This is a genomic window from Sedimenticola hydrogenitrophicus (assembly GCF_029017505.1).
GTDB classification, from domain to species: domain Bacteria; phylum Pseudomonadota; class Gammaproteobacteria; order Chromatiales; family Chromatiaceae; genus Sedimenticola; species Sedimenticola hydrogenitrophicus_A.
This window is the reverse complement of record NZ_JAQGEI010000024.1, coordinates 44,279-57,677: the sequence shown is the minus strand read 5'-3', so window position 1 is coordinate 57,677 and position 13,399 is coordinate 44,279. Positions and strand designations below refer to the sequence as shown.

General features: G+C 64.7%; 15 protein-coding genes. 4 read left to right on the top strand and 11 right to left on the bottom strand.

Annotated features, from left to right (window positions below):
- The first annotated feature begins 77 nt into the window (after window positions 1-77).
- Complete coding sequence (locus tag O9K64_RS15295; RefSeq protein WP_275098951.1) at window positions 78-752, top strand: c-type cytochrome; 675 nt, start codon at window positions 78-80, stop codon at window positions 750-752.
- A 53-nt stretch (window positions 753-805) separates the two neighbouring features.
- Here O9K64_RS15295 and thpR read toward each other — a convergent pair whose 3' ends face one another.
- A complete protein-coding gene (gene thpR / locus O9K64_RS15290; protein WP_275098950.1) occupies window positions 806-1,360 on the bottom strand; it encodes an RNA 2',3'-cyclic phosphodiesterase in 555 nt (184 codons plus the stop codon).
- 299 nt (window positions 1,361-1,659) lie between these two features.
- On the opposite strand from thpR, the gene O9K64_RS15285 reads away from it, so the two are divergent.
- A complete protein-coding gene (locus O9K64_RS15285; RefSeq protein ID WP_275098949.1) occupies window positions 1,660-3,111 on the top strand; it encodes a hypothetical protein in 1,452 nt (483 codons plus the stop codon).
- Here the strand turns inward: O9K64_RS15285 and O9K64_RS15280 are convergent, their stop codons facing one another.
- The gene (locus tag O9K64_RS15280) at window positions 3,112-3,780 is read right to left on the bottom strand and encodes a retropepsin-like aspartic protease family protein (protein ID WP_275098948.1); all 669 of its coding nucleotides are present in this window, start codon (window positions 3,778-3,780) and stop codon (window positions 3,112-3,114) included.
- Window positions 3,781-3,918: 138 nt separating this feature from the next.
- Between O9K64_RS15280 and O9K64_RS15275 the strand changes: the two genes are divergently transcribed.
- Window positions 3,919-4,041, top strand: a complete 123-nt coding sequence (locus O9K64_RS15275; protein WP_275098947.1) for a hypothetical protein — start codon at window positions 3,919-3,921, stop codon at window positions 4,039-4,041.
- 98 nt (window positions 4,042-4,139) lie between these two features.
- Here the strand turns inward: O9K64_RS15275 and O9K64_RS15270 are convergent, their stop codons facing one another.
- The 9 genes from O9K64_RS15270 to glyA all read right to left on the bottom strand — a co-directional run bounded on the left by O9K64_RS15270 (window position 4,140) and on the right by glyA (window position 12,228).
- A complete protein-coding gene (locus tag O9K64_RS15270; protein ID WP_260294403.1) occupies window positions 4,140-4,628 on the bottom strand; it encodes a phosphatidylglycerophosphatase A in 489 nt (162 codons plus the stop codon).
- A complete protein-coding gene (gene thiL, locus O9K64_RS15265; RefSeq protein ID WP_275098946.1) occupies window positions 4,606-5,577 on the bottom strand; it encodes a thiamine-phosphate kinase in 972 nt (323 codons plus the stop codon). The genes O9K64_RS15270 and thiL overlap by 23 nt, the downstream gene beginning before the upstream one ends.
- Window positions 5,578-5,945: 368 nt before the next feature.
- Complete coding sequence (gene nusB / locus O9K64_RS15260) at window positions 5,946-6,368, bottom strand: transcription antitermination factor NusB (RefSeq protein WP_275098945.1); 423 nt, start codon at window positions 6,366-6,368, stop codon at window positions 5,946-5,948.
- A 15-nt stretch (window positions 6,369-6,383) separates the two neighbouring features.
- The gene (ribE, locus tag O9K64_RS15255; protein WP_275098944.1) at window positions 6,384-6,854 is read right to left on the bottom strand and encodes a 6,7-dimethyl-8-ribityllumazine synthase; all 471 of its coding nucleotides are present in this window, start codon (window positions 6,852-6,854) and stop codon (window positions 6,384-6,386) included.
- A 69-nt stretch (window positions 6,855-6,923) separates the two neighbouring features.
- Window positions 6,924-8,039: a bifunctional 3,4-dihydroxy-2-butanone-4-phosphate synthase/GTP cyclohydrolase II gene (gene ribBA / locus O9K64_RS15250; RefSeq protein ID WP_275098943.1), complete on the bottom strand. Its 1,116-nt coding sequence runs from the start codon at window positions 8,037-8,039 to the stop codon at window positions 6,924-6,926.
- Window positions 8,040-8,355: 316 nt separating this feature from the next.
- Window positions 8,356-9,021: a riboflavin synthase gene (locus O9K64_RS15245; protein ID WP_275098942.1), complete on the bottom strand. Its 666-nt coding sequence runs from the start codon at window positions 9,019-9,021 to the stop codon at window positions 8,356-8,358.
- Window positions 9,021-10,157: a bifunctional diaminohydroxyphosphoribosylaminopyrimidine deaminase/5-amino-6-(5-phosphoribosylamino)uracil reductase RibD gene (ribD, locus tag O9K64_RS15240; protein ID WP_275098941.1), complete on the bottom strand. Its 1,137-nt coding sequence runs from the start codon at window positions 10,155-10,157 to the stop codon at window positions 9,021-9,023. The genes O9K64_RS15245 and ribD overlap by 1 nt, the downstream gene beginning before the upstream one ends.
- Entirely contained in the window at window positions 10,147-10,662 is a 516-nt protein-coding gene (gene nrdR, locus O9K64_RS15235) for a transcriptional regulator NrdR (RefSeq protein ID WP_275098940.1), read from the bottom strand. Before nrdR ends, ribD begins: the two co-directional genes overlap by 11 nt.
- A gap of 312 nt (window positions 10,663-10,974) precedes the next feature.
- Window positions 10,975-12,228 carry a serine hydroxymethyltransferase gene (gene glyA, locus O9K64_RS15230; RefSeq protein ID WP_275098939.1) on the bottom strand — a complete coding sequence of 418 codons (1,254 nt, stop codon included), beginning with the start codon at window positions 12,226-12,228 and terminating at the stop codon, window positions 10,975-10,977.
- Window positions 12,229-12,591: 363 nt separating this feature from the next.
- Between glyA and O9K64_RS15225 the strand changes: the two genes are divergently transcribed.
- On the top strand, window positions 12,592-13,377 hold the full coding sequence (locus O9K64_RS15225; RefSeq protein ID WP_275098938.1) for a type IV pili methyl-accepting chemotaxis transducer N-terminal domain-containing protein: 786 nt from the start codon (window positions 12,592-12,594) through the stop codon (window positions 13,375-13,377).
- Window positions 13,378-13,399 lie beyond the last annotated feature (22 nt).

The following is a 13,399-nucleotide window of genomic DNA, read 5'->3' as shown; positions in this document are numbered from 1 at the left end:
CACTCCTGTGGTACCATACAAACGGGAGTCCTACTAACATACTTACCTGAATAGACTGACAAATAATGATAAAGAACATGTCGATGTTGGCACTGGGCGGTGCCTTTACCATTTTGCTGATCGGTACCTTCACCCTGGCTTATGCCCAACCCGCCGAACTGGATATCGCCACCCAGGAGAAGATCATCCAGGAGTTGAAGCCACGCATCGAGGCGCTGAAGAGCGACCCGAAGCAACTGGCGCGGACGATTGAAGAGGGGCGCAACAGGACCGTGCTCTGCCGCACCTGCCACGGCAAGGACGGTGCCGCGGTGAAGGAGCTGGTGCCGAACCTGGCCGGTCAGAACCCGGTGTATATCGTGGATCAGTTTCAGCGCTTCGGCGATGGGCGCCGTTACGACTACCTGATGAGCGGGCTGGCCAAGAGTTTCAGCGATGAGGACAAGATCAAGGTCGCCCTCTACTACTCAAACCTGGAGCCCAAGGCGTCCGGTGGCGGTGATCCCGCACTGCTGTCCGAGGGGGAGCAACTATTCACTGCCATCTGCAGCGAATGCCATGGTACAGACGGACATGGCGAGAAGGGCTATGCCCGACTCGCAGGTCAGCGCATCGACTATGTCATGAAGATGCTCACGGAGTTCCGTGACCGTACCGGTCGGCGCAGCAACCCCTGGATGACGGCGGTCGCCATTCGCCTGAGCGAACCGCAGATGAGGGCGGTCGCAACCTACATCGCCAATCTCAAATAGCTGTCGTCACCCACCGCCCGATCCGGACGGGTGGAAGTGGACCGCTTCGGAGATCAGGCGGGCTCGCTTTCATCGCTGTCGCGCAGCGGGTAGCTGCGCTCCAGCCGATACACCGCCCCTTCCGGTCGGGTATCGCTGGAGAAAAGCCCAAACTCCCGTACCCGGATGGGCCCCAGCTCCAGCCGCTCGCCCTGCGCCAGGAAGCGTTCGATCTTGCCCTTGGACACGCCCGGCTTGCAGCGCGCCAGGGTGATATGGGGACGGAACTCCCTGACCTCCGTCTGAAAACCCGCCTGCTGCAACGCCGTGGACAATCGCTTCTGCAATCGCGTCAGTTCTTCGCTGGGCTCCACGCCCGCCCAGAGCACCCCTCCCCTGGCGGGATGGAGCCGTCCCAGCCCCTTGATCTGAAGTGAAAATTCCCGCGCCTGAACACTGCGGACGGCCTGATGCACCCGTTCGATATCCACCGCCCCGATAAAGCACAGGGTCAGGTGCAGTCCCTCCCTGCTCAGCGGACGCAGGCCAACGCCCGGCTTCGGCTGGAAGGCAAGTAAGGCCTCCTTGATCGCGTCCGGGATATCCAGTGCCAGAAATAGTCGTTTCATGTCGGCAGAGACTCGTCAGATTCAAGGGCCACGGAGACCGTAGTTGGGGTGAGCCTGCGAACCCCAACGGGGGTTCACGCATAGGCGCCATGATGTTGGGGTTCGTTCCTCACCCCAACCTACGGGCTATCCTGTTTATAACCCGACGCAGCGCGTAGGTTGGGGTGAGTGGAGCGAACCCCAACAGGCTATCCTGTTTATAACCCGACGCAGGGTTTCTCACCGCAACGGGGCTACACTTCCCGTTGAGGGTAACGGTTTTTACGCCTCCGCAACGCTGAATCTCTTGAGGAGGGCCCATGCACCTCTATTCCGGGTCATCGCATGCCCGCTTCGCCGCGCGAGCCCTAAGCCTGCTGCTGCTTGCACTACTGACGGGCTGTGCCACAGCACCGCCGGCCGGCGATGCGGCCGGCGCCACCCCTCCCGGCTGTCTGCAGCTGTTTGTGGATAACGACCAGTTGATCGACCGGGCCGACCGGCGCGACCAGGGGGTCAGCCGGGTTCCCGGCTTTCCCTACCTGCGCAGCGACCGCTTCCTGGCCTCCTTCCGTAACGAGGTCACGGGCAGCGATCCACTGGAGCGCTGGACCTATCACCTGGCGGCACTGGATGGCGTCGCCCGCCGCCTGGAGATCAACAACCTGCCCGATCCCGCCCTCCGCCGGGAAGCCCAGTCACAGCTGCCCCGGCTGGACCGCTGCCGGGAACAGCTGCGCCAGGCACTGCTGACGGACCCGGAATCGCTGCGCCGGCTGCGCACCGCCAGCGCGGTGGCGGACGACTATGTGATGAGCTGGCGGGTGTTCGGCCTGTATCCTGTCACCGCCCCGATTGTGTCGCTGCGTATCGCCGACTGGCACGACGACACCGCGGCACGTTTCGCCCTGCCGCTGGACCGGCTGGCGGTGACCGGCAGGCTGACACGCTGGTCGACGCGCCGGCCCGAAAGCATCACCGGCGCGACACCGGAGTGGGACCATGACGCCCTGGGGATCCCCCAATTGAGCGAGGCGACGGCACGGCGCCTGTTCGCCCGCCACGCCCCGGTGTGGGAGGTCGATGTGGCCAGCAATGCCGACCACATCGGCACCCTGGAATGGGGTGATGAGGCCACGGTGGATACCCGCCGCGCCAGTGAATACCGGCTGATCAGCTACACCCGTTTCCAGGGCCGGATACTGCCGCAACTCAACTACCTGGTCTGGTTCCCGTCGCGCCCGAGTCGCGACATCTATGGCGGGCGCTTCGACGGCCTGCACTGGCGCGTCACCCTGGGGCCGGACGGCACACCCTTGCTGTATGACAGCATCCATCACTGCGGCTGCTACTACATGGCCTTTCCGACCGAACATCTGCAACCACGCGACGAGCGGCGAGCCTACACCGAACCGGCGCTGATGCCTCAGAAGGCACCCCCCGGCCCCCTGGTGCTGCGCATCGCCCCGGTCACCCACTATATCGAACGGCTCTACCATCTGGAGGGCGGGCCGAACGCCCTGGGCATGGCACAACAGCCCTATGACCGGCTGCGCTCCCTGCCGGCGGAGAGCGGCCATCGCAGCCTGTTCGCCGACTACGGCCTGGTGGCGGGCAGCGAACGGCCGGAACGGTTCATCCTCTGGCCCATGGGCATACGCTCGCCCGGGGGCATGCGCCAGGTCGGCCGCCATGCCATCGCCTTCATCGGCCGGCGCCATTTCGATGATCCGTTCCTGATACCCTCGCTGTTCGAGGCGGTGGAGCCGTAATCAGAACTTGCTCTGCAGCACCATCAGGCTGCCCTTGTGCTGCATATTCACCCGCCCAAGAAAGCTCATCCCCAGCAGCACCCGGTGCGGGCTGTTGCCCTCCACCACCACCGCGTCGACCTGGTGCAACGTCAGCTCCCCGACCTGCACCTGATCCAAGGTCACGGCATAGGCGCGGGCAAAACCGGAGGCGGTACGCACCCCGGTCTTCTCCCCCTTGATCCGGTAGGGGATGCCCAGGCGTTTCGCTTCCACTTCACTCATAGCGACGCTGGTGGCACCGGTGTCCACCAGCATATCGACCATGCGGCCGTTGATACTGCCCATAGTGTTGTAGGCGCCCTTGGTGTCGGCCCAGATCTTCACCTCGGCCATCTGTCGCTGGGCGAAGTGACCGCCGACTTGGGAACCGAGGCCGTAGCGCTCGCGCCTGCCATCCATCTCGATCACCGCCCCGTTGGCATCCGCCGAGACCAGCAGCACCCCTTCCGGGCTGCGCTGCCCGGCCTTCAGCAGTCGCTGTTTGCCGTCGATCTGCAGCATCGCCTTATCGGCAAACAGCGCCATCACCCGGACCTTCTCCACCGCCAGGAGAGCGGTCGATGCGAGCAGACAGCCCAGCAGGAGACCGGCCAGGGGGAGTTGTCGGATCACTCTGTATCGGATCATCGGATGCTCTCTCTATCGCAATGGCGCGGGGCCGATCTGCTTCCGCCCGTTGAATGTTTATCAAGTCGGCGCCCACCGGGTGCCCCAGGGCCGCCCTTTACCCATAAGTGGGTCGGACTGCATCCAGGCGTAGGATGGGTGGAGCGCCTCCATGAACTCTCCGCCGGCTCCCTCTCCGGCGCGCAACCCATCGTGCACCTGCATCCGCATCCGAAGATGGGTTACGGCGCGCCCGACCGCCGCGAACAGCCGCCAACATAGGTGCCGCGCCTCCACCCATCCTACACGCGTGTTCATCGGCATTTGTGGGTAAAGGGTAGCCCTATGGAGTGGGCCGTGCCCGCGTATGGTCAGCGCCCTTAGCCTAGCAGATAAACCGCAAGCTGGATGAGTACGAAACCGTAGATCCCGGCCAGCACGTCATCCAGCATGATCCCCAGCCCGCCGGAGACCTGCCGGTCCAGCAGACCGATCGGCCAGGGCTTGAGAATATCGAAAAAGCGGAACAGGCAGAAGCCGGCCAGCAGCCAATACCAGCCCGGTGGGGCCATCCACAGTGTAATCAGCAAGCCGACCCACTCGTCCCAGACAATACCGCCGTGGTCATGCACCCCCAGATCCCGCGAGGTACGACCACAGAGCCAGATGCCGAGCAGGAACAGCAGCAACACCAGCAGCAGGTACGGCAGCGGAGCCAGCGGCTGCAGCAGCAGGTAGAGCGGCACCGCCGCCAGGGTGCCGAAGGTGCCGGGTGCCTTGGGCGCCGCGCCGGAGCCGAGGCCGAAGGCCAGCAGATGGACCGGATTGCGCCAGTCGGGCCGGGGCTCAGGGGTTGCGGAAATGGTCATACCCTCCCCGGGCGACAGCGATGGGGTTGCCCGCCGCATCGAGGCAGTGGATAGCGCCGCCGGCCTCGATGCGGCCGATCAGGCTGAGCGGGATATCCAGGGTCTGTCCGACCGCCTCGACCGCCGCCTGCCGGTCGGCGGGGACTATGAGGCAGAGTTCGTAATCGTCCCCGGCGGCGAGCGGAATCGACCAGTCCGCGGTCGCCCGCACATAGGCCGCTAGCGCTGCGGAGAGGGGGATGGCCGCTTGTTGGAGCGTCGCGCCCACGTTGCTGCGTTCGCAGATATGCCCCAGGTCGGCGAGCAGGCCGTCGGAGATGTCGATGGCAGCGCTGGCGAGGTCGCGCAGCGCCCGGGCCTCGGCAAGCCGGGGTTCGGGCCGGTCCAGCCGCCGCTGCAGCGCCGCCAGATGTTCCCCGGCGTCGTAACCGCCCTGCAGGGCGAGCAGCGCCAGCCCGGCATCGCCCAGGGTGCCGGTCACGTAGATCAGGTCACCCGGCCGCGCCGCATCGCGCCTGAGCGCCCGGCCCGGCTCGACGAAGCCATGCACCTGAACCGTGATACTCAGGGGGCCGCGGGTGGTGTCGCCCCCCACCAGCTGTACCTGATGACGGGCCGCCAGCCGGGCAAAGCCGCGGCAGAACGCCTCGATCCACGCCTCGTCCACCCGCGGCAGGGTCAGCGCCAGGGTGACCCAGGCCGGCGCTGCCCCCATCGCCGCCAGGTCGCTGAGATTGACCGCCAGCGCCTTGTGTCCCAGGGATTCGGCGTCCACACCGGGCAGGAAATGGGTCCCCTCCACCAGGGTGTCGATGCTGACTGCCAGCTGTTGTCCCGGCGGGACCTGCAGCAGAGCGCAGTCATCCCCCACGCCCAGCGGCACATCGGAACGGAGCGCGCCGAGGCGGGAGAAGTAGTGCTCGATCAGTTGGAATTCGGAGCTCGGCACAATGTTTCCTGATTACCCGTCTGCTTGGCCACAGGCAGGAAGATATTAGCCGCGAATGAACGCGAATAAACGCAAATATAATCAGCGCGTAGGTTGGGCACGTCTTCTGTGCCCACGCTGCCATCGCGTGCGCGGCATCCGCGTGGGCACAAAAAGCGTGCCCACCCTACCAAGCTCAATTGATACCGGGCCTGATGGGCGGGACCCTGGAGAACCACGGATTCACACAGATAAACACGGATTCAGAATTCTGAGCTCCTATCGGTGTGAATCTGTGTCCATCCGTGGTTCCTTACTAACCGGCCCGGGATAACTAAACGGCTATTGAAAGCCACACTTAGTGTATAGGGCGGGCCATGCCCGCCAGGCTACTTCTTCAGCTCGCCCGAACGCAGCTGACGCGCCAGCTTGTCCAGCACGCCGTTGACATACTTGTGACCCTGCTCGGCGCCGAACACCTTGGAGAGCTCGATCGACTCGTTGATGATCACCTTGTAGGGGACCTCCAACTGGTAACGCAGCTCGAAGGCGCCGAGACGCAGGATCGCCCGCTCCACCGGATCGACGCTCTCGATGGAACGGTCGAGATAGGGCCCGAGCAATTCATCCAGCTCATCCAGGTGGGCCGGTACGCCGTGCAGCAGGGCCTCGAAGTAGTCCAGTTCAAAACTTCCCGGCTTGCGATCGGCCACAAACTGATTGCGGATATCCTTGATATCCTGCCCCGCGACCTGCCACTGGTAGATGGCCTGTACCGCGTTGTGTCTGGCCTGGCTTCGTTTTTTGCTCATTCAGTCGATGCTCATTCAGTCGAGCTGGCGCAGGACGTTGACCATCTCGATGGCGGACATGGCTGCTTCCGCTCCCTTGTTGCCGGCCTTGGTGCCGGCGCGCTCGATCGCCTGCTCGATGGTATCCACCGTGAGTACGCCGAAGGCGATCGGCAGCTGGTGTTTGAGAGTCACCTGGGCCATGCCCTTGACGCACTCGCCGGCGACAAAGTCGAAGTGCGGGGTGCCGCCGCGGATCACCGCGCCCAGCGCGACGATGGCGTCATAACCGCCTTTGGCCGCCAGCCGTTCCAGCACCAGCGGCATCTCGAAGGCGCCGGGTACCCGCACCACGGTGATATCGGCGTCACTGGCACCGTGACGCTTCAGGGCGTCGATCGCCCCGTCCAGCAGACTCTCGACGACAAAACTGTTGAAGCGTGCCACCACCAGGCAGAAACGCGCGTTTTGTACCGTCAGCGAACCCTCTATGGTTTTTATAGCCATCTCTTCATACGACCTTTTAGTGCGGGAAGCTTCCCGATTGGATTATGTAACAGGGCGACCGGGTCTGGCCTATTCACAGGCCACATACTCGACAATCTCCAGGTCGAAGCCGGAGATGGCATGCAGGCTCTTGGGCGCGCTCAGCACGCGCATCTTCTGCACCCCCAGGTCGCACAGGATCTGCGCGCCGATACCGTAGGTGCGCAGATGGCGCTTGGAGTCCCCGGCCGGGATGTTCTGCGGCTCCTTGTCGTGGTACTGGAACTCGCGCATGCGCTGGATCATGTCCCGGGTGGTGTCGTGGTTGCGCAGCACCACGATGATACCCGAACCCGCCTTGGCGATCTGTTTCATCGCGTTATTCAGCGGCCAGCTGCAACCGGGATGACTGGTCGAGAACAGGTCGCACAGGGTGTTCTGCATGTGTACCCGCACCAGCACCGGCTGGCTCGGGGCCACCTCGCCCATCACCAGGGCCAGATGCAGTTCGGGGTCGACACAATCCTGATAGGCCACCAGGCGGAAATCGCCATACTCGGTTGGCAGGGTGCACTCGCTGACCCGTTCGATGGTCTTTTCATTACTGACCCGGTAGTGGATCAGGTCGGCGATGGTGCCGATCTTCAGGTCGTGCTGCTCGGCAAACTTCTCCAGGTCGGGCCGGCGCGCCATGCTGCCGTCCTCGTTGAGGATCTCGACAATCGCCGCCGCCGGGCTGAAACCGGCCAGCCGGGCCAGGTCGCAGCCGGCCTCGGTGTGTCCGGCGCGCACCAGCACGCCGCCGGGCTGGGCCATCAGCGGGAAGATGTGGCCAGGCTGCACCAGGTCCTGGGGCATCGCCTGCTCCTTCACCGCCGCCAGCACCGTGGTGGCGCGATCCGCCGCGGAGATGCCGGTGGTAACCCCCTCGGCCGCCTCGATGGAGACGGTGAAGTTGGTGGCGTGCTGGGACTCATTGACCCCCACCATCAGCGGCAACCGCAACTGCTGGCAGCGCTCCTTGGTCAGGGTCAGGCAGATCAGCCCGCGCCCGTAACGGGCCATAAAGTTGATCGCCTCGGGCGTCACCGCCTCGGCGGCCATCAGCAGGTCACCCTCGTTCTCGCGGTCCTCATCATCCATGATGATCACCATCTTGCCCTGGCGCAGATCCTCGATAATCTCTTCTGTCGTATTAAAAGCCATAATTACTACCGTGCCTCAAAGCACCGAAAACAGCGGAAAAGTGTAACAAAGCCGGGGGAATCTCCCAAGACATTAAAAATCTGATCGGCGGATGCGCTGAGCTTATGCCGTCCTCACCCCCGTAAACGGTACATCCTTGTACCACGCCTCATATAGGGTCTGCTCCCCATTTGCGAGGCGCCAGCCCGTAGGTTGGGGTGAGGAACGAACCCCAACATCATGGCGCACACGCATGAAACCCCGTTGGGGTTCCCGGGCTCACTTCCAACATACGAACCAAACCCCCAAATCCAATCCCAAAGCCACGGCGCCCCGGCTAGCGCAAAAAACCCCGCTCCGCCAGCAACGCCATCGTCACACCGGATTCGGGCGTGGCCGGCTGCGCCGCCCGCTCGCCCAGCAGCAGCCGCTCCAGGTAGCGCGCCACCAGGTCCACCTCCAGATTGACCCGGCTGCCCGGGCGGTAGTCGGCGGTGATGGTCTCCTGCCGGGTGTGGGGGACGATATTCAGATCGAAGCGGTGGCCGTCCACCGCGTTCACCGTGAGGCTGGCGCCGTCGACGCAGATCGAGCCCTTGTGGGCGATATAGCGGGCCAGCGCCGGCGGCGCCTCCACCCAAAAACGGATCGAGCGGGCCTCTTCGCGGCGCTCCAGGATGGTCCCCACCCCGTCCACGTGGCCGCTCACCAGGTGGCCGCCCAGCGGGGTGCTCAGGGTCAGCGCCTTCTCCAGGTTGACCCGGCTGCCCACCGCCAGCTCGGACAGGGTGCTCAGCGCCAGGGTCTCGCGCGAGACGTCGGCCAGGTAACCGTCGCCGGTCAGTTCGATCACCGTCAGACAGATCCCGTTGGTGGCGATGCTGTCGCCGAGTTGCACATCGGCCAGCGGCAACCGGTCAGCGCGAATGGCCAGGCGCAGGTCACCACCACGGGGTTCACGGCCGGCCAGGGTGCCGACGGCCTGGATAATGCCTGTAAACATCAGTTGCCCGCCTTGATGGTTCGTGTGGGTTTCACCCGGATGCGCAGATCGGACCCAACCATGCGCAGGTCCTCGATCTCCAGGGCGATGCGGTGTTTCATCTCGGTCAGGGCCGGCAGATTGAGCAGCCCCCGGGCATCGCTGCCCATCAGGATCGGTGCCGCGTAGATGGTCAGCTGATCCACCACCCCGGCCGCCACCGCCGCGCCTGCCAGGGTGGGGCCGGATTCGATCAGCACCTCGTTGATGCCGCGCTGGGCCAGAGTCTCCATCAGCCGCTCCAGGTCGATGCCCAGTCCGCGACGCGGCAGCTGGATCACCTCGGCCCCGGCCGCCTCCAACGCCCGCCTTCTGCTCTCATCATCGGTGGTACTGACCACCAGGGTCGGCCCCGGCAGATTCAGCATCCGCGCAGCGGGGGACATCTGCAGGTCGGGATCCAGCACCACCCGCAGCGGCTGCAGCAGGTAGTCGTCCGAGGCCACCCCCGGCAGTTCGGCGGCACTCAGGCGCACGTTCATCGAGGGGTCATCGGCCCGCACCGTGCCGATCCCGGTGATGATGGCGTCGCTGCGCGCGCGCAGCCGCTGCACGTCCAGCCGCGCCGCCTCGCCGGTAATCCACTTGCTCTCGCCGCTGGCCATGGCGGTACGCCCGTCCAGGCTCATGGCCAGCTTGCAGCGCACAAAGGGCCGGCCCCGACTCATGCGGGCGATAAAACCGGGGTTGAGGGCCTGCGCCTGGGCCGTCATCACCCCCTGGTCGACCCGGATGCCGGCCGCCTGCAGCTGGGCGATGCCTTGGCCGGCCACCCGTGGATTGGGGTCGGTCATGGCCACCACCACCCGCGCCACCCCGGCCTCGATCAGGCCGTCGCTGCAGGGCGCGGTGCGGCCGTGATGGCAGCACGGCTCCAGGGTCACGTAGGCGGTGGCGCCGCGCGCCCGCTCGCCGGCCTTGGCCAGGGCGTTGCGTTCGGCATGGGGTTCTCCGGCGCGGCGGTGAAAGCCTTCGCCGACGATCACGCCGTCCCGCACCAGCACACAGCCGACCCGGGGGTTGGGATGGGTGGTGTAGAGTCCCTGTTCGGCCAGGCGGATGGCCCGGGCCATGTAGCTATGATCTTTAGCCGTCATCGTCTTTGTTGCCGTTGAGCAGGTCCAGCTGATCGCGGCGCACGTCCGGCGGCAGCTGTTTCTCCAGCCGTTCGATCTCCTCGCGGAAGGCGTTTACGTCCTCGAAACTGCGATACACCGAGGCGAAGCGCACATAGGCCACCTGGTCCAGGGCCCGCAGCTCCTCCATCACCCACTCGCCAATCTGCCGCGATGGCACCTCGCGCTCGCCATGGGCCAGCAGCTTGCGGCGGATGTGGCTGATCGCCTCCTCCACCTGCTCGGCGCTGACCGGGCGTTTCTCCAGGGCGCGGGACATGCCGGAGGCGAGCTTGCGGCCGTCGAACGGCACCCGGCTACCGTCCTGCTTGATCAGCATCGGCAAGGTCAGTTCCGCCGTTTCGTAGGTGGTGAAGCGCTCCTTGCAGATGGCGCATTCACGCCGTCGACGCACCTGGTCCCCATCCCCGAACAGTCGGGAATCCACCACCTTGGTATCCTGGGCACCGCAGAAAGGGCATCGCATGATTTAACCTGATCTTTCCAGAAAGCGCATGAAAAACTTGGCCCTGGGCCATTGATTGCAGATTTGCCCGGTTGCGTAGGGTGGGTTAGCGGCGCACAGGCACCCCGCTTTGAGACTACGACAATACCCGGGCGCCGCGTAACCCACCGTTTTTTCAATCCACCTCAACCTGCCAAACGGTGGGTTACGGTGCGCGTACGGTACCATGCAAACGGCCACCCCCTGCGCAGGGCGCGCCTAACCCACCCTACATCCACATCGGCTCCGCCTTGCAATGACAGCGGAGCATTCGCCCTTGGTCCGGGCGCACGCTTACCGATAGACCGGATGCCGCTTGCACAGATCCAGCACCTGGGCCTTGACCCGGTCGATGGCCGCCTGGTCGCCGCGGGCATCGATCACATCGCACATCCAGCCGGCCAGGGTCCTGGCCTCGGCCTCGCCGACGCCGCGGGTGGTCAGGGCCGGGGTGCCGACGCGGATGCCGCTGGTGACGAAGGGCGACTGGGGATCATTGGGCACGGTGTTCTTGTTGACCGTGATATTGGCCTCCCCCAGCCAGGCATCCACGTCCTTGCCGGTGATGCCCGCCTGGATGAAGCTGACCAGGAACAGGTGGTCGTTGGTGCCGCCGGAGACCACGTCGTAGCCGCGTTCGATGAATACGCTGGCCATCGCCTGGGCGTTGTCGATCACCTGCTGCTGATAGGCCTTGAACTCGGGTTCCATCGCCTCCTTGAAGGCCACCGCCTTGGCGGCGATCACGTGCATCAGCGGGCCGCCCTGGGTGCCGGGGAAGACCAGCGAGTTGAGCTTCTTCTCGATCTCCGGGTTGGCCTTGGCCAGGATCAGGCCGCCGCGCGGACCGCGCAGGGTCTTGTGGGTGGTGGTGGTGGTGACATCGGCGATCTGCACCGGGCTCGGGTAGAGGCCTGCGGCGATCAGCCCGGCGACGTGGGCCATGTCGACAAACAGGTAGGCGCCCACCTCGTCGGCGATGGCGCGGAAGCGCTGCCAGTCGACCACCCGCGAGTAGGCGGAGAAGCCGGCCACGATCATCTTCGGCTTGTGCTCGCGGGCCAGGCGCTCCACCTCGGCGTAGTCGATCTCGCCGGTGGCCGCATCGAGTCCGTACTGGACGGCGTTGTAGAGCTTGCCGGAGAAATTGGGCTTGGCGCCGTGGGTCAGGTGGCCGCCGTGGGCCAGGCTCATGCCGAGTACCGTGTCGCCCGGCTCGCACAGGGCCATGTAGACGGCGGCGTTGGCCTGGGAACCGGAGTGCGGCTGGACGTTGGCGTAGTCGGCGCCGAACAGCGCCTTGGCGCGGTCGATGGCCAGCTGCTCGGCGATATCGACATGCTCGCAGCCACCGTAGTAGCGCTTGCCGGGATAGCCTTCGGCATACTTATTGGTCAGCACGCTGCCCTGGGCCTGCATCACTCGAGGGCTGGTGTAGTTCTCCGAGGCGATCAGCTCTATATGCTCCTCCTGCCGGATCTCCTCCGCCTGGATCGCCGCCCAAAGCTCATCATCATAACCACCGATCTGCATATCTTTACTGAACATGTCAGCCATCTCCGCCGGGAAAAAATGGGACATTTTAACACCAAGCGGCCAGAGCGTCGCCATCCGCTTGATAGAATCCGCGCCCGGCGGCGGAAATCCCTTTTATAACGACAAACGGCTCAGGGATGGGCATTTGCGGACGCTAAGGTGATGGCCGTCCAGGAATAAGCAGCAGCTTTTGATGCGCATCACGGCCACCATTGCCCATCTGACCCAGCGGTACGGCAACTGACGGGGCGTCGCCAGGGTGACCGACCGCGCAGAACCGGCAACCGTACGCTGGCGTAAGCCCGTCACGACTTGCGCTGCCGTACGGGAAGGCGATATAAATTTAATTCGGAACCAATCCGGGGAGTCAGATAGATGATCATGAAAGGCGTACGGACCGTGGTATACGGACTGCTGATCCTGCTGTGCCAGCTGCCGCTGGCCCAGGCCGCCACGGAGATCAACCTGGCCGAGGCGATCAATATCGCCGGGCGCCAGCGTATGCTCAGCCAGCGCATCGTCAAGTCCTACCTGCAGATGGGACAGGATGTCCGCTACCGGGTGGCCAAGGGTCACCTCAAGGGGTCGATCATCCTGTTCGAACAGCAGCTCAACATGCTCAAGGAGTTCAGCCAGGACCCGGAGACCCAGCGTGGACTCGCCCTGGTGGAGAAGCTCTGGAAACCGGTCAAGACCATCGCCAGCGGACCGGTACAGCGGGAGAAGGCCGAGGAGCTGAGGGCCAATGCCGAACAGCTGCTGGCGGCCGCCCACCAGGTGGTGCTGATCCTGGCCGACCAGTCCGGCACCCAGCAGGGCCACCTGGTCAATATCGCCGGCCGCCAGCGCATGCTCAGCCAGCGCATGGGCAACCTCTACATGCTGATGAGCTGGAAGTTCGACCATGAGCTCTACCGCCAGGACTACCGGACCGCCACCGAGCAGTTCGACAACGCCCTGCAGGAGCTGAGCAACGCCAACGAGAACACCCCGGAGATCGGCCGGATCCTCGCCCAGGTGAGACAGAACTGGGACCTCTACAACCTGAGCAACCGCATGGGCGAGAACGAGTTCGTGCCGGGGCTGGCGGTGCGCATGCTGGACAAGATCCTGCTGCAGATGAACGAGGTGACCGGGCTCTACGCCGCCCTGCCCCGGTAGCCGGCACCGCGGCCGGATTCGA